The organism is Salmonella sp. NW722 (assembly GCF_051702785.1).
GTDB lineage: Bacteria > Pseudomonadota > Gammaproteobacteria > Enterobacterales > Enterobacteriaceae > Salmonella > Salmonella enterica.
The window spans coordinates 15,531-32,382 of record NZ_JAMMIN010000015.1 but is presented as its reverse complement, the minus strand read 5'-3'; the positions used below and the strand labels follow the sequence as shown (position 1 = coordinate 32,382).

Here is a 16,852-nt window from a genome sequence, read left to right as displayed (position 1 = left end):
GAACTGCCGGAAGGCGTAGAGATGGTAATGCCGGGCGACAACATCAAAATGGTTGTTACCCTGATCCACCCGATCGCAATGGACGACGGTCTGCGTTTCGCAATCCGTGAAGGCGGCCGTACCGTTGGCGCGGGCGTTGTTGCTAAAGTTCTCGGCTAATCGCTGATAACATTTGACGCAATGCGCAATAAAAGGGCATCATTTGATGCCCTTTTTGCACGCTTTCACACCAGAACCTGGCTCATCAGTGATTTTATTTGTCATAATCATTGCTGAGACAGGCTCTGTAGAGGGCGTATAATCCGAAAGGCGAATAAGCGTTTCGATTTGGATTGCCTCGCGATTGCGGGGTGAAAATGTTTGTAGAATACTTCTGACAGGTTGGTTTATGAGTGCGAATACCGAAGCTCAAGGGAGCGGGCGCGGCCTGGAAGCGATGAAGTGGATAGTTGTTGCCATATTGCTGATCGTCGCAATCGTCGGCAACTACCTCTATCGCGACATGATGCTGCCGCTGCGTGCGCTGGCCGTAGTAATTCTGATTGCTGCAGCGGGTGGTGTCGCGCTGTTGACGACAAAAGGTAAAGCAACCGTTGCTTTTGCCCGTGAAGCGAGAACCGAAGTCCGTAAGGTCATTTGGCCGACTCGCCAGGAAACGCTGCACACCACGCTGATCGTCGCTGCGGTTACCGCAGTTATGTCACTGATCCTGTGGGGACTGGATGGTATTCTGGTTCGCCTGGTATCCTTTATCACTGGCCTGAGGTTCTGAGATGTCTGAAGCACCTAAAAAGCGCTGGTACGTCGTTCAGGCGTTTTCCGGTTTTGAAGGCCGCGTAGCCACATCGCTGCGCGAGCATATCAAATTACACAATATGGAAGAGCTGTTTGGCGAAGTCATGGTGCCGACTGAAGAAGTCGTTGAGATCCGTGGCGGCCAGCGTCGCAAAAGCGAACGCAAATTCTTCCCGGGTTACGTTCTGGTCCAGATGGTCATGAACGACGCAAGCTGGCACCTGGTGCGTAGCGTGCCGCGTGTGATGGGCTTTATCGGCGGTACCTCTGACCGTCCGGCGCCGATCAGCGACAAAGAAGTCGATGCGATCATGAACCGCCTGCAGCAGGTTGGCGATAAGCCGCGGCCGAAAACTCTGTTTGAACCGGGTGAAATGGTTCGTGTTAACGACGGTCCGTTCGCAGACTTTAACGGCGTTGTCGAAGAAGTCGATTATGAGAAGTCTCGCCTGAAAGTGTCTGTTTCTATCTTCGGTCGTGCGACCCCGGTAGAGCTGGACTTCAGCCAGGTTGAGAAAGCGTAAGGCTGCGATCAAAAAAGCAGCGATCTAATCGTTGCATAGGGCGCGAAATTGACATACAATTTCGCGCCTTTTGTTTTTATGGGCCTTATGCCCATAAAGCGATATTTATCACGGGGAGCTTCTTTGAAGCGATACTACCCAATTCGAGGAATTTAGAATGGCTAAGAAAGTACAAGCCTACGTCAAGCTGCAGGTTGCAGCTGGTATGGCGAACCCGAGTCCGCCGGTTGGTCCAGCACTGGGTCAGCAAGGTGTGAACATCATGGAATTCTGCAAAGCGTTCAACGCAAAAACGGATTCCATCGAAAAAGGTCTGCCGATTCCGGTTGTTATTACCGTTTACGCTGACCGTTCTTTCACCTTCGTTACCAAAACGCCTCCGGCAGCTGTTCTGCTGAAAAAAGCGGCTGGTATCAAGTCTGGTTCCGGCAAGCCGAACAAAGACAAAGTAGGTAAAATTTCCCGCGCTCAGCTGCAGGAAATCGCGCAGACCAAAGCTGCCGACATGACCGGTGCCGACATTGAAGCGATGACTCGCTCCATCGAAGGTACTGCACGTTCCATGGGCCTGGTAGTGGAGGACTAAGAAATGGCTAAACTGACCAAGCGTATGCGCGTGATCCGTGAAAAAGTTGATGCAACTAAACAGTACGACATCAACGAAGCTATCTCTCTGCTGAAAGAGCTGGCCACTGCTAAATTCAACGAAAGCGTTGACGTTGCCGTTAACCTCGGCATCGATGCTCGTAAATCTGACCAGAACGTTCGTGGCGCGACTGTACTGCCGCACGGTACTGGCCGTTCTGTTCGCGTTGCCGTATTTACCCAGGGCCCGAACGCTGAAGCAGCTAAAGCTGCTGGCGCTGAGCTGGTAGGTATGGAAGATCTGGCTGACCAGATCAAGAAAGGCGAAATGAACTTCGACGTTGTTATCGCATCCCCGGATGCAATGCGCGTTGTTGGCCAGCTGGGCCAGGTTCTGGGTCCGCGCGGCCTGATGCCAAACCCGAAAGTCGGTACCGTAACTCCGAACGTTGCTGAAGCGGTTAAGAACGCTAAAGCAGGTCAGGTTCGTTACCGTAACGACAAAAACGGCATCATCCACACCACCATCGGTAAAGTGGACTTTGACGCTGACAAACTGAAAGAAAACCTGGAAGCTCTGCTGGTTGCGCTGAAAAAAGCAAAACCGAGCCAGGCGAAAGGTGTGTACATCAAGAAAGTTAGCATCTCCACCACCATGGGTGCTGGCGTTGCCGTTGATCAGGCTGGTCTGAGCGCATCTGCGAACTAAGATTAGTCTTTACGTGGGCGGTGATTTTGTCTACAATCTTACCCCCACGATTCTGTTGAAATATAACAGAGCACTATGCGAGTCATTTGAATTGCAGCAAGGCAGCAAGTGAGTGAATCGCCAGGAGCATAGTTAACTATGTGACTGGTGTGAACGAGCGCAGCTAACACAGCTGCGGTTCAAAGGACGAAGTCATAGAAAGAATTTGTTCGTTGGAGCCTGGCCTATCCAGGCCTCCGTCGAAGACCGCAGGCGTCTCGCAAGAGGCTTAATCCCCTGCGTAGACGGTGACAGAACGCTAAGATTATTTTTTATACTCTGGCTTGTTTCTGCTCACCGTATTAAGACGCTCTTCTCGTTGAGATGAGTGAAGTGAGTTCCGGAACATGAGTTCCGGCAAACATCCAGGAGCAAAGCTAATGGCTTTAAATCTTCAAGACAAACAAGCGATTGTTGCTGAAGTCAGCGAAGTAGCCAAAGGCGCGCTGTCTGCAGTAGTTGCGGATTCCCGTGGCGTAACTGTAGATAAAATGACTGAACTGCGTAAAGCAGGTCGTGAAGCTGGCGTATACATGCGTGTTGTTCGTAACACCCTGCTGCGTCGCGTCGTTGAAGGTACTCAGTTCGAGTGCCTGAAAGACACGTTTGTTGGTCCGACCCTGATTGCATACTCTATGGAACACCCGGGCGCTGCTGCTCGTCTGTTCAAAGAGTTCGCGAAAGCGAATGCAAAATTTGAGGTCAAAGCTGCAGCCTTTGAAGGTGAGCTGATCCCGGCGTCTCAGATCGACCGCCTGGCAACTCTGCCGACCTACGAAGAAGCAATTGCACGCCTGATGGCAACCATGAAAGAAGCTTCGGCTGGCAAACTGGTTCGCACACTGGCTGCTGTACGCGATGCAAAAGAAGCTGCGTAATCGCAGTTGTCTTTATCAAGCATTTGCTTACGTATAAACTTATTCTGATATTCAGGAACAATTTAAATGTCTATCACTAAAGATCAAATCATTGAAGCAGTATCCGCTATGTCCGTAATGGACGTTGTAGAACTGATTTCTGCAATGGAAGAAAAATTCGGTGTTTCCGCTGCTGCTGCTGTAGCTGTAGCTGCTGGCCCGGCTGAAGCTGCTGAAGAAAAAACTGAATTCGACGTAATTCTGAAAGCTGCTGGTGCTAACAAAGTTGCTGTTATCAAAGCAGTACGTGGCGCAACTGGCCTGGGTCTGAAAGAAGCTAAAGACCTGGTAGAATCTGCTCCGGCCGCTCTGAAAGAAGGCGTGAGCAAAGATGACGCTGAAGCACTGAAAAAATCTCTGGAAGAAGCTGGCGCTGAAGTTGAAGTTAAATAAGCCAACCCTTCCGGTTGCAGCCTGAGAAATCAGGCTGATGGCTGGTGACTTTTTAGTCACCAGCCTTTTTGCGCTGTAAGGCGCCAGTAGCGTTTCACACTGTTTGACTACTGCTGTGCCTTTCAATGCTTGTTTCTATCGACGACTTAATATACTGCGACAGAGCGTACGTTCTGTGTAAATCGCAATGAAATGGTTTAAGCGTGATAGCAACAGGCATTGCGGAAAGTATCCATTTTCCGGTCAACAAAATAGTGTTGCACAAACTGTCCCCCGCAGGACAGATGGGTCGACTTGTCAGCGAGCTGAGGAACCCTATGGTTTACTCCTATACCGAGAAAAAACGTATTCGTAAGGATTTTGGTAAACGTCCACAAGTTCTGGATGTACCTTATCTCCTTTCTATCCAGCTTGACTCGTTTCAGAAGTTTATCGAGCAAGATCCTGAAGGGCAGTACGGCCTGGAAGCAGCCTTCCGTTCCGTGTTCCCGATTCAGAGCTACAGCGGTAATTCCGAGCTGCAGTACGTCAGCTACCGCCTTGGCGAACCGGTGTTTGACGTTCAGGAATGTCAGATCCGTGGCGTGACCTATTCCGCACCGCTGCGCGTAAAACTGCGTCTGGTGATCTACGAGCGCGAAGCGCCGGAAGGCACCGTTAAAGACATTAAAGAACAAGAAGTCTACATGGGCGAAATCCCGCTCATGACCGACAACGGTACCTTTGTTATCAACGGTACTGAGCGTGTTATCGTTTCTCAGCTGCACCGTAGTCCGGGCGTCTTCTTTGACTCCGACAAAGGTAAAACCCACTCTTCGGGTAAAGTGCTGTATAACGCGCGCATCATTCCTTACCGTGGTTCCTGGCTGGACTTCGAATTCGATCCGAAGGACAACCTGTTCGTACGTATCGACCGTCGCCGTAAACTGCCTGCGACCATCATCCTGCGTGCGCTGAACTACACCACTGAGCAGATCCTTGACCTGTTCTTTGAGAAAGTCGTCTTCGAAATTCGCGACAACAAGCTGCAGATGGAGCTGATTCCAGAACGTCTGCGCGGCGAAACCGCGTCGTTCGATATCGAAGCTAACGGCAAAGTGTACGTTGAAAAAGGCCGTCGCATTACCGCGCGTCACATCCGTCAGCTGGAAAAAGACGATATCAAGCATATCGAAGTTCCGGTTGAGTACATCGCAGGTAAAGTCGTCTCTAAAGACTACGTTGACGAATCCACTGGCGAGCTGATCTGCGCGGCGAACATGGAGCTGAGCTTGGATCTGCTGGCTAAACTGAGCCAGTCCGGCCACAAGCGTATCGAAACGCTGTTTACCAACGATCTGGACCACGGCCCGTACATTTCTGAAACGGTACGCGTCGACCCAACCAACGATCGTCTGAGCGCGCTGGTAGAAATCTACCGCATGATGCGCCCTGGTGAGCCGCCGACTCGCGAAGCGGCTGAAAGCCTGTTCGAGAACCTGTTCTTCTCCGAAGACCGCTATGACCTGTCTGCGGTGGGTCGTATGAAGTTCAACCGTTCTCTGCTGCGCGACGAAATCGAAGGTTCCGGTATCCTGAGCAAAGACGACATCATTGATGTCATGAAGAAGCTCATCGATATCCGTAACGGTAAAGGCGAAGTGGATGATATCGACCACCTCGGCAACCGTCGTATCCGTTCCGTCGGCGAAATGGCGGAAAACCAGTTCCGCGTTGGCCTGGTGCGTGTAGAGCGTGCGGTGAAAGAGCGTCTGTCTCTGGGCGATCTGGATACCCTGATGCCTCAGGATATGATCAACGCCAAGCCGATTTCCGCCGCAGTGAAAGAGTTCTTTGGTTCCAGCCAGCTGTCTCAGTTTATGGACCAGAACAACCCGCTGTCTGAGATTACGCACAAACGTCGTATCTCCGCACTCGGCCCAGGCGGTCTGACCCGCGAACGCGCAGGCTTCGAAGTTCGAGACGTACACCCGACGCACTACGGTCGCGTATGTCCTATCGAAACGCCGGAAGGTCCGAACATCGGTCTGATCAACTCCCTGTCCGTGTACGCACAGACTAACGAATATGGCTTCCTTGAGACGCCGTACCGTCGTGTGGTTGATGGCGTGGTTACTGACGAAATTCATTACCTGTCTGCTATCGAAGAAGGCAACTACGTTATCGCTCAGGCGAACTCCAACCTGGATGACGAAGGCCACTTTGTAGAAGATCTGGTTACCTGCCGTAGCAAAGGCGAATCCAGCTTGTTCAGCCGTGACCAGGTTGACTACATGGACGTATCCACCCAGCAGGTGGTCTCCGTCGGTGCGTCCCTGATCCCGTTCCTGGAACACGATGACGCCAACCGTGCATTGATGGGTGCGAACATGCAACGTCAGGCGGTTCCGACTCTGCGTGCTGATAAGCCGCTGGTGGGTACCGGTATGGAACGTGCTGTCGCCGTCGACTCCGGTGTTACTGCAGTAGCTAAACGTGGCGGTACTGTTCAGTACGTGGATGCATCCCGTATCGTTATCAAAGTTAACGAAGACGAGATGTACCCGGGCGAAGCGGGTATCGACATCTATAACCTGACCAAATACACCCGCTCTAACCAGAACACCTGTATCAACCAGATGCCATGTGTGTCTCTGGGCGAGCCGGTTGAACGCGGCGACGTGCTGGCAGACGGTCCGTCCACCGACCTCGGTGAACTGGCGCTCGGTCAGAACATGCGCGTGGCGTTCATGCCGTGGAACGGCTACAACTTCGAAGACTCCATCCTCGTATCCGAGCGTGTTGTCCAGGAAGACCGTTTCACCACCATCCACATTCAGGAACTGGCGTGCGTGTCCCGTGACACCAAGCTGGGGCCGGAAGAGATCACCGCTGATATCCCGAACGTGGGTGAAGCTGCGCTCTCCAAACTGGATGAATCCGGTATCGTTTACATCGGCGCGGAAGTGACCGGCGGTGACATTCTGGTCGGTAAGGTGACGCCGAAAGGTGAAACGCAGCTGACGCCGGAAGAGAAACTGCTGCGTGCGATCTTCGGTGAGAAAGCGTCTGACGTTAAAGACTCTTCTCTGCGCGTACCTAACGGTGTCTCCGGTACGGTTATCGACGTTCAGGTCTTTACTCGCGATGGCGTAGAAAAAGACAAACGTGCTCTGGAAATCGAAGAGATGCAGCTCAAGCAGGCGAAAAAAGACCTGTCTGAAGAACTGCAGATCCTTGAAGCGGGCCTGTTTAGCCGTATCCGTGCGGTGCTGGTTTCCGGCGGCGTTGAAGCTGAGAAGCTCGACAAACTGCCGCGCGACCGCTGGCTGGAACTCGGTCTGACCGACGAAGAGAAACAAAATCAGCTGGAACAACTGGCTGAGCAGTATGACGAGCTGAAACACGAGTTCGAGAAAAAACTTGAAGCGAAGCGCCGTAAAATCACCCAAGGCGACGATCTGGCGCCGGGCGTGCTGAAGATCGTGAAGGTCTATCTGGCCGTTAAACGCCGTATCCAGCCGGGTGATAAGATGGCAGGTCGTCACGGTAACAAGGGTGTTATCTCTAAGATCAACCCGATCGAAGACATGCCTTACGATGAAAACGGCACGCCGGTAGACATCGTACTGAACCCGCTGGGCGTACCGTCTCGTATGAACATCGGTCAGATTCTGGAAACCCACCTGGGTATGGCTGCAAAAGGTATTGGCGACAAGATTAACGCCATGCTGAAACAGCAGCAGGAAGTCGCCAAACTGCGCGAATTCATCCAGCGTGCCTACGATCTGGGCGCCGACGTTCGTCAGAAAGTCGACCTGAGCACCTTCAGCGATGATGAAGTGCTGCGTCTGGCAGAAAACCTGCGTAAAGGTATGCCGATTGCCACACCAGTGTTCGACGGTGCGAAAGAAGCGGAAATCAAAGAGCTGCTGAAACTGGGCGACCTGCCGACCTCCGGTCAGATCACCCTGTTCGATGGCCGTACGGGTGAACAGTTCGAGCGTCCGGTAACCGTAGGTTACATGTACATGCTGAAACTGAACCACCTGGTTGATGACAAGATGCATGCGCGTTCTACCGGTTCTTACAGCCTGGTTACTCAGCAGCCGCTGGGTGGTAAGGCGCAGTTCGGTGGTCAGCGCTTCGGGGAGATGGAAGTGTGGGCGCTGGAAGCTTACGGCGCCGCCTACACCCTGCAGGAAATGCTCACCGTTAAGTCTGATGACGTGAACGGTCGTACCAAGATGTATAAGAACATCGTGGACGGCAACCATCAGATGGAACCGGGTATGCCGGAATCCTTCAACGTTCTGTTGAAAGAGATCCGCTCGCTGGGCATCAACATCGAACTGGAAGACGAGTAATTCTCGCTCAAACAGGTCACTGGTGTCGGGGTAAAACCCGACACCAGATTGTGCTAACTCCGACGGGAGCAAATCCGTGAAAGATTTATTAAAGTTTCTGAAAGCGCAGACTAAAACCGAAGAGTTTGATGCGATCAAAATTGCTCTGGCTTCGCCAGACATGATCCGTTCATGGTCTTTCGGTGAAGTTAAAAAGCCGGAAACCATCAACTACCGTACGTTCAAACCTGAGCGTGACGGCCTTTTCTGCGCCCGTATCTTTGGGCCGGTAAAAGACTACGAGTGCCTGTGCGGTAAATACAAGCGCCTGAAACACCGTGGTGTTATTTGTGAGAAGTGCGGCGTTGAAGTGACCCAGACCAAAGTACGCCGTGAGCGTATGGGCCACATCGAGCTGGCGTCCCCGACTGCTCACATCTGGTTCCTGAAATCGCTGCCGTCCCGTATCGGTCTGCTGCTCGATATGCCGCTGCGCGATATCGAACGCGTACTGTACTTCGAATCTTATGTGGTTATCGAAGGCGGTATGACCAACCTGGAACGTCAACAGATCCTGACTGAAGAGCAGTATCTGGACGCGCTGGAAGAGTTCGGTGACGAATTCGACGCGAAGATGGGTGCGGAAGCTATCCAGGCCCTGCTGAAGAGCATGGATCTGGAGCAAGAGTGTGAAACTCTGCGCGAAGAGCTGAACGAAACCAACTCCGAAACCAAGCGTAAGAAGCTGACCAAGCGTATCAAACTGCTGGAAGCCTTCGTACAGTCTGGCAACAAGCCAGAGTGGATGATCCTGACCGTTCTGCCGGTTCTGCCGCCAGATCTGCGTCCGCTGGTTCCGCTGGATGGTGGTCGTTTCGCGACTTCTGACCTGAACGATCTGTATCGTCGCGTCATTAACCGTAACAACCGTCTGAAGCGTCTGCTGGATCTGGCTGCGCCGGACATCATCGTACGTAACGAAAAACGTATGCTGCAGGAAGCGGTTGACGCCCTGCTGGATAACGGTCGTCGCGGTCGTGCGATCACCGGTTCTAACAAGCGTCCTCTGAAATCTTTGGCCGACATGATCAAAGGTAAACAAGGTCGTTTCCGTCAGAACCTGCTCGGTAAGCGTGTTGACTACTCCGGTCGTTCTGTTATCACCGTAGGTCCATACCTGCGTCTGCACCAGTGCGGTCTGCCGAAGAAAATGGCGCTGGAGCTGTTCAAACCGTTCATCTACGGCAAGCTGGAACTGCGTGGCCTGGCCACCACCATCAAAGCCGCGAAGAAAATGGTTGAGCGTGAAGAAGCTGTCGTTTGGGATATCCTGGACGAAGTGATCCGCGAACACCCGGTACTGCTGAACCGTGCGCCGACTCTGCACCGTCTGGGTATCCAGGCATTTGAACCGGTACTGATCGAAGGTAAAGCTATCCAGCTGCACCCGCTGGTTTGTGCGGCCTATAACGCCGACTTCGATGGTGACCAGATGGCTGTTCACGTACCGCTGACGCTGGAAGCCCAGCTTGAAGCGCGTGCGCTGATGATGTCTACCAACAACATCCTGTCTCCGGCGAACGGCGAACCTATCATCGTTCCGTCTCAGGACGTGGTATTGGGTCTGTACTACATGACCCGTGACTGTGTTAACGCCAAAGGCGAAGGCATGGTGCTGACTGGCCCGAAAGAAGCTGAGCGTATCTATCGCGCAGGTCTGGCCTCTCTGCATGCGCGCGTTAAAGTGCGTATCACTGAATATGAAAAAGATGAAAACGGCGAATTCGTTGCGCACACCAGCCTGAAAGACACGACCGTTGGTCGCGCCATTCTGTGGATGATCGTACCGAAAGGTCTGCCTTTCTCCATCGTCAACCAGGCGCTGGGCAAGAAAGCGATCTCCAAAATGCTGAACACTTGCTACCGTATTCTGGGCCTGAAACCGACCGTTATTTTTGCGGACCAGACGATGTACACCGGCTTTGCTTATGCAGCGCGTTCAGGTGCGTCCGTTGGTATTGATGACATGGTCATCCCGGAGAAAAAACACGAGATCATTTCTGAAGCGGAAGCTGAAGTTGCTGAGATCCAGGAGCAGTTCCAGTCCGGTCTGGTAACCGCTGGCGAACGCTATAACAAAGTTATCGATATCTGGGCTGCGGCAAACGATCGTGTATCCAAAGCGATGATGGATAACCTGCAAACCGAAACCGTGATTAACCGTGACGGCCAGGAAGAGCAGCAGGTTTCCTTCAACAGCATCTACATGATGGCCGACTCCGGTGCGCGTGGTTCTGCGGCACAGATTCGTCAGCTGGCTGGTATGCGTGGTCTGATGGCGAAGCCGGATGGCTCCATCATCGAAACGCCAATCACCGCGAACTTCCGTGAAGGTCTGAACGTACTCCAGTACTTCATCTCCACCCACGGTGCGCGTAAAGGTTTGGCGGATACCGCACTGAAAACCGCGAACTCCGGTTATCTGACCCGTCGTCTGGTTGACGTCGCGCAGGATCTGGTGGTGACCGAAGATGACTGTGGTACGCACGAAGGTATCCTGATGACCCCAGTTATCGAGGGTGGCGACGTGAAAGAGCCGCTGCGTGACCGCGTTCTTGGTCGTGTGACGGCGGAAGATGTGCTGAAACCGGGTACTGCGGACATTCTGGTTCCACGCAACACGCTGCTGCACGAACAGTGGTGTGACCTGCTGGAAGCAAACTCCGTTGACGCCGTTAAAGTGCGTTCCGTTGTATCCTGCGACACCGACTTTGGTGTATGTGCGCACTGCTATGGTCGTGACCTGGCGCGTGGCCACATCATCAACAAAGGTGAAGCTATCGGCGTTATCGCAGCACAGTCCATCGGTGAACCGGGTACACAGCTGACGATGCGTACGTTCCACATCGGTGGTGCGGCATCGCGTGCGGCTGCTGAATCCAGCATCCAGGTGAAAAATAAAGGTAGCATCAAGCTCAGCAACGTGAAGTCGGTTGTGAACTCCAGCGGTAAACTGGTTATCACTTCTCGTAACACCGAACTGAAGCTGATCGACGAATTCGGTCGTACCAAAGAGAGCTATAAAGTGCCTTATGGCGCTGTCATGGCGAAAGGTGATGGCGAGCAGGTTGCCGGCGGCGAAACCGTGGCAAACTGGGACCCGCACACCATGCCGGTTATCACCGAAGTGAGTGGTTTCATCCGCTTCACTGACATGATCGACGGTCAGACCATTACGCGTCAGACCGACGAACTGACCGGTCTGTCTTCGCTGGTGGTTCTGGATTCGGCTGAACGTACTACCGGTGGTAAAGATCTGCGTCCGGCGCTGAAAATCGTTGATGCTCAGGGTAATGACGTTCTGATCCCGGGTACCGATATGCCTGCGCAGTACTTCCTGCCGGGTAAAGCGATTGTACAGCTGGAAGATGGCGTACAGATCAGTTCTGGTGACACCCTGGCGCGTATTCCGCAGGAATCCGGCGGTACCAAGGATATCACCGGTGGTCTGCCGCGCGTTGCGGATCTGTTCGAAGCGCGTCGTCCGAAAGAACCGGCAATCCTTGCTGAAATCGCAGGTATCGTTTCCTTCGGTAAAGAAACCAAAGGCAAACGTCGTCTGGTGATTACGCCGGTTGATGGTAGTGACCCGTACGAAGAGATGATTCCGAAATGGCGTCAGCTCAACGTGTTCGAAGGTGAACGTGTAGAACGTGGTGATGTGATTTCCGATGGTCCGGAAGCGCCGCACGACATTCTGCGTCTGCGTGGCGTTCATGCTGTGACGCGTTACATTGTTAACGAAGTTCAGGATGTATACCGTCTGCAGGGCGTTAAGATTAACGATAAACACATCGAAGTTATCGTTCGTCAGATGCTGCGTAAAGCGACCATCGAAAGCGCCGGTAGTTCCGACTTCCTGGAAGGCGAACAGGTTGAATACTCTCGCGTCAAGATCGCTAACCGCGAGCTGGAAGCGAACGGCAAAGTGGGGGCTACCTTCTCCCGCGATCTGCTGGGTATCACCAAAGCGTCTCTGGCAACCGAATCGTTCATCTCTGCCGCATCGTTCCAGGAGACCACGCGTGTCCTGACCGAAGCAGCCGTTGCGGGCAAACGCGACGAACTGCGCGGCCTGAAAGAGAACGTTATCGTGGGTCGTCTGATTCCGGCCGGTACCGGTTATGCGTACCACCAGGATCGTATGCGCCGTCGCGCCGCGGGCGAGCAGCCAGCAACACCGCAGGTCACTGCGGAAGATGCATCTGCCAGCCTGGCAGAACTGCTGAACGCAGGTCTGGGCGGTTCTGATAACGAGTAATCGTTAAATGGTGGAGGGGTATTTATCCCTCCACCAGCTTCATGCTGGATACCGAATTCCGGGTCGCTTGCCTACAAGGAAAGAAAATGCCAGCGATTATTTCATTAATCTATTTAATGTTTAGTCTTTTGGTATTTACAAAAAAGATAACCATTTCAAACGTTCTGTCCGCTTTTTTATTGTTTCTATCGTTATATATACTTCACCATAAATCATTACTTATATTTATTTATTGTCTTATTATTATTGTCGCCACCGTTATTCTTCTTCGAGTCAAAATCAGCGCGGATAAAAAAGCCGTATTTTATTTTTCAATGCCATGCTGGCTCTTGATTTTATCTGTAATTATAAATTTAATGAATAAATGAATTATTTTTTTATGACTCTTGTTTCTCGTATTATTGGTGAAAACTCACTATCACTGGTTATATGAATAAATTGTCCAGTTTTTGCGTTATATTTTGCCATCGCACAGGGAAGACTATTACCGCCGTTAGCCATAACAAATTTTGCTTTTGTATTACGATAAAGATTGACGCCAGGAATGGGGTCCTGACCGAATGTATAAGGCGTTGGGACAATTACATTATGTTTGTTTGAGAACCACTTTGCTAAAATCCCGTCAACGCCATCAACCGGCGTAATAAAAGTAGAGAATCCACAATACTCAAAATTGAAATTTTTTACCATTGGGTTTGGTTTTTTCTGTAACATTGAATCCAAATGTGACTTTAAATTTATCCCATAAATCTAAGTTATTAAAGTCTATTGGCCCGCCATTATAAAATGCCTGCTGTTCATACATTAAATGATAAACCTGTTTTATTGGTTGTTTACGCGGGAAATTTTAAATCATTAAATGGAGTATTTAATTCCATTAAGGTCTTTGTTTGCTCTTATTACAGGAATTATAAATATGATGCCATTTGTGGAATAAAAATAAAGTTAATAAATTATTTATTTAATTGCTCACTAGTAGGATATTTATGTATCCATCGGTTAATGCTTAGTTTAACATCTTTTAGCTGACAGCGATTGCAACGCTAAAAAACATGTGCTAATAATCATCATGTAAAATATGTAATGAAGTAAGTATGGAGCATTTAATTGTTATGATCCCACCATTAAATAGATATGTTCCCGCGCTTTCAAAAAATGAATTGGTTAAAACTGTTACCGACAGGGACATTCAGTTTACAAGTTTTAATGGAAAAAATTATCCCTTGTGCTTTTTAGATGAGAAAACCCCTCTTCTTTTCCAGTGGTTTGAGCGGAATCCTGCTCGCTTTGGGAAAAATGATATACCTATAATTAACACAGAGAAAAACCCCTACCTTAACAATATCATTAAAGCAGCAACAATTGAAAAAGAACGTCTTATAGGTATTTTTGTAGATGGTGATTTTTTCCCGGGACAAAAGGATGCTTTTTCAAAACTTGAGTATGACTATGAAAACATAAAAGTCATATATAGAAATGATATTGACTTTAGCATGTACGATAAAAAATTATCAGAAATTTATATGGAAAATATTTCTAAGCAAGAGTCCATGCCAGAAGAAAAAAGGGATTGTCATTTACTGCAGCTATTGAAAAAAGAATTGAGTGATATTCAAGAGGATAATGATTCATTAATTAAATCTTACTTACTGGATAAAGGCCATGTATGGTTTGATTTTTACAGGAATATGGCTATGTTAAAGGCTGGTCAGTTATTCCTGGAGGCGGATAAGGTTGGGTGTTATGATTTATCAACAAATAGTGGGTGTATATATCTCGATGCTGATATGATTATCACGGAAAAATTGGGGGGTATATATATTCCGGATGGAATCGCTGTTCATGTAGAAAGGATAGATGGCCGTGCTTCTATGGAAAACGGGATAATAGCTGTTGATCGCAATAACCACCCGGCTTTACTTGCTGGATTGGAAATAATGCATACTAAATTTGATGCTGATCCCTATTCCGATGGTGTATGTAATGGAATTAGAAAACATTTTAATTATTCTTTAAATGAAGATTATAATTCTTTTTGCGATTTTATTGAGTTTAAGCATGATAACATTATAATGAATACCAGTCAGTTTACGCAAAGTTCATGGGCGAGGCATGTGCAGTAGTGGAAATGGCAATAATCATGCTATTGAATACATAAAATATTGACATAAACTATCAAATTTCCGCGAAAAAATATTTGTTGCTCAGTTTTCTCTACTACAACCAGCTTTAAAATCGCAGTGCTGTTCAGAACGGACATAAAAAAACGGGAGGTCGATAACAATCTCCCGTTTTTCACATTACGTACTCGCTTGTGAAATACTAATGCGTTTATATACGGGTTCACCGCATTTGCGAAGCGCGCCCCAGCCAACTGTCCCAGTCTTTCCAGACGGGCTGCAATCCTTGCGCGCTTAACGCGCTTGCTACGGTTTCAGGCCGACGGGCATCGTGGGGAGAAAACTGCTCAAGTTCCGGATGATCGTCAGCGTAGCCGCCGGGCTGCGTTTTTGAGAAGGCGCTGACGTTGTTGATTGCCAGAGGAATCACATGGTCTCGAAACCACGGCGATTCGCGGGTGGAGAGTGATAATTCAATTTCCGGTGCCAATAACCGGAAAGCGCAAATCGTTTGCACCAGTTGCTTTTCATCCATCACAGATGCGGGTTCCACACCGCCAGTACACGGACGCAGACGCGGGAAGGAAACAGAATAGCGACTCTGCCAGTAGTGTTTCTGCATCCACAACAGATGCTCCGCCACCATATAGCAATCCACCCGCCAGTTGTCCGACAGACCAATTAGCGCGCCAAGACCGATTTTGTCGATACCTGCCCGGCCTAACCGATCCGGCGTTTCCAGCCGCCAGAAAAAGTCCTGTTTCTTTCCCTTCAGGTGATGCTGTGCATAGATTGCCTCATGATAAGTCTCCTGATAAACCATCACGCCATCGATCCCCAGTGTTTTGAGCTCCGCATAGTTTTCTTGCGACAAGGGCTGGACTTCCATCTGTAAAGAGGAAAATTGACGGCGGATGGTGGGTAAATGACGGCGAAAATAGTCCATGCCGACTTTGGCCTGATGTTCGCCGGTGACTAACAGCAGATGCTCAAAGCCCAGTTTACGGATAGCATCGCACTCCCTTTGAATATCCACCTCATCCAGCGTTTTACGCTTAATGCGGTTGCTCATCGAAAAACCGCAGTAGGTACAGTCATTGGCGCAGAGGTTTGAGAGATAGAGCGGCACGTAAAAGCTGACGGTATTGCCAAAGCGCTGGCGAGTCAGCCTTTGTGCCCGCTGCGCCAGCGGCTCAAGATAATCGGCGGCAGCGGGGGAAAGTAACGCCATCATATCCTCGCGGTTGAGGCGTGAAGCATTCAGCGCCCGCTCCACATCGGCGGCGGTTTTACCGTTGATGCGCAGACGAATGTCGTCCCACTCCAGCAGCCGCCATCGGTCGGTGAAGGTTTTCATGCTAACGCCTCCAGAAACCCGGTGAGCGGGCTGGTGGCGCTGGCGTAGGTGCTACGATTCCCCGGCACAGCCTGCCGCGCCAGTACTCCCGCTTCTACAGCCAGGCGGAAAGCGGTTGCCATCATCACCGGATCGTCCGCCACGGCAATAGCGGTGTTAACCAGCACCGCATCAGCGCCCATTTCCAGCGCTTGAGCGGCATGGCTGGGCACGCCGATCCCGGCGTCAACCACCACCGGCACGGTGGACTGCTGAATAATAATCTCCAGCATCGCTTTGGTTTCCAGCCCCTGATTCGAACCGATAGGCGCGCCAAGCGGCATCACCGCCGCGCAGCCGACCTCTTCCAGCCGCTTGCACAACACCGGATCCGCGCCGCAGTAGGGCAGCACCACAAAACCCTGCTTCACCAGCGCCTCGGCGGCTTTTAGCGTTTCGATCGGATCCGGCAATAGCCAGCGGGCATCCGGATGGATTTCTAATTTCAACCAATGGGTGCCCAGCGCTTCACGCGCTAGCTGGGCGGCGAAGATCGCCTCTTCGGCGGTTTTCGCCCCGGAGGTATTGGGCAGCAGCGTGACGCCCGCTTCAATCAGCGGTGCCAGAATCGCATCATTGTGCTGGCGCAGGTCCACGCGCTTCATCGCCAGCGTCACCAACTGGCTGCCGGAGGCGCGAATCGCCTCGACCATCAGTTGCGATGAGGCAAACTTCCCGGTACCGGTGAACAGATGTGAATCAAACGTTTTGTCGGCAATACGTAACAT

General features: G+C 50.8%; 13 protein-coding genes and 1 pseudogene. 11 read left to right on the top strand and 3 right to left on the bottom strand.

What is annotated here, in order from left to right; genetic code table 11:
- The 10 genes and pseudogenes from tuf to NA330_RS22660 form a co-directional block, all read left to right on the top strand.
- Positions 1-159 (top strand): annotated as a pseudogene (gene tuf / locus NA330_RS22705) (elongation factor Tu); the annotation flags it as partial.
- 229 nt (positions 160-388) lie between these two features.
- The gene (secE, locus tag NA330_RS22700) at positions 389-772 is read left to right on the top strand and encodes a preprotein translocase subunit SecE (RefSeq protein WP_001275691.1); all 384 of its coding nucleotides are present in this window, start codon (positions 389-391) and stop codon (positions 770-772) included.
- 1 nt (position 773) lies between these two features.
- Positions 774-1,319, top strand: coding sequence for a transcription termination/antitermination protein NusG (gene nusG / locus NA330_RS22695; RefSeq protein ID WP_001287521.1), 546 nt, complete (start codon positions 774-776; stop codon positions 1,317-1,319).
- Positions 1,320-1,476: 157 nt separating this feature from the next.
- Positions 1,477-1,905, top strand: a complete 429-nt coding sequence (rplK, locus tag NA330_RS22690) for a 50S ribosomal protein L11 (protein WP_001085926.1) — start codon at positions 1,477-1,479, stop codon at positions 1,903-1,905.
- A 3-nt stretch (positions 1,906-1,908) separates the two neighbouring features.
- Complete coding sequence (gene rplA, locus NA330_RS22685; protein WP_023241979.1) at positions 1,909-2,613, top strand: 50S ribosomal protein L1; 705 nt, start codon at positions 1,909-1,911, stop codon at positions 2,611-2,613.
- Between the two features lie 419 nt (positions 2,614-3,032).
- A complete protein-coding gene (gene rplJ / locus NA330_RS22680) occupies positions 3,033-3,530 on the top strand; it encodes a 50S ribosomal protein L10 (RefSeq protein ID WP_001207203.1) in 498 nt (165 codons plus the stop codon).
- A gap of 66 nt (positions 3,531-3,596) precedes the next feature.
- The gene (gene rplL / locus NA330_RS22675; RefSeq protein WP_000028882.1) at positions 3,597-3,962 is read left to right on the top strand and encodes a 50S ribosomal protein L7/L12; all 366 of its coding nucleotides are present in this window, start codon (positions 3,597-3,599) and stop codon (positions 3,960-3,962) included.
- Positions 3,963-4,279: 317 nt separating this feature from the next.
- Positions 4,280-8,308, top strand: coding sequence for a DNA-directed RNA polymerase subunit beta (gene rpoB / locus NA330_RS22670; protein ID WP_000263105.1), 4,029 nt, complete (start codon positions 4,280-4,282; stop codon positions 8,306-8,308).
- Positions 8,309-8,384: 76 nt separating this feature from the next.
- Entirely contained in the window at positions 8,385-12,608 is a 4,224-nt protein-coding gene (gene rpoC / locus NA330_RS22665) for a DNA-directed RNA polymerase subunit beta' (protein WP_000653965.1), read from the top strand.
- Positions 12,609-12,649: 41 nt separating this feature from the next.
- The gene (locus NA330_RS22660; RefSeq protein ID WP_077910706.1) at positions 12,650-12,976 is read left to right on the top strand and encodes a hypothetical protein; all 327 of its coding nucleotides are present in this window, start codon (positions 12,650-12,652) and stop codon (positions 12,974-12,976) included.
- A gap of 1 nt (position 12,977) precedes the next feature.
- On the opposite strand, the gene NA330_RS22655 is transcribed toward NA330_RS22660, so the two are convergent.
- Entirely contained in the window at positions 12,978-13,322 is a 345-nt protein-coding gene (locus NA330_RS22655) for a hypothetical protein (protein ID WP_031607598.1), read from the bottom strand.
- Positions 13,323-13,702: 380 nt separating this feature from the next.
- Between NA330_RS22655 and NA330_RS22650 the strand changes: the two genes are divergently transcribed.
- Complete coding sequence (locus tag NA330_RS22650; RefSeq protein ID WP_023241980.1) at positions 13,703-14,731, top strand: type III secretion system effector arginine glycosyltransferase SseK1; 1,029 nt, start codon at positions 13,703-13,705, stop codon at positions 14,729-14,731.
- A 220-nt stretch (positions 14,732-14,951) separates the two neighbouring features.
- On the opposite strand, the gene thiH is transcribed toward NA330_RS22650, so the two are convergent.
- Entirely contained in the window at positions 14,952-16,085 is a 1,134-nt protein-coding gene (gene thiH / locus NA330_RS22645) for a 2-iminoacetate synthase ThiH (RefSeq protein ID WP_023241981.1), read from the bottom strand.
- Positions 16,082-16,852, bottom strand: a complete 771-nt coding sequence (thiG, locus tag NA330_RS22640) for a thiazole synthase (RefSeq protein ID WP_000944074.1) — start codon at positions 16,850-16,852, stop codon at positions 16,082-16,084. The genes thiH and thiG overlap by 4 nt, the downstream gene beginning before the upstream one ends.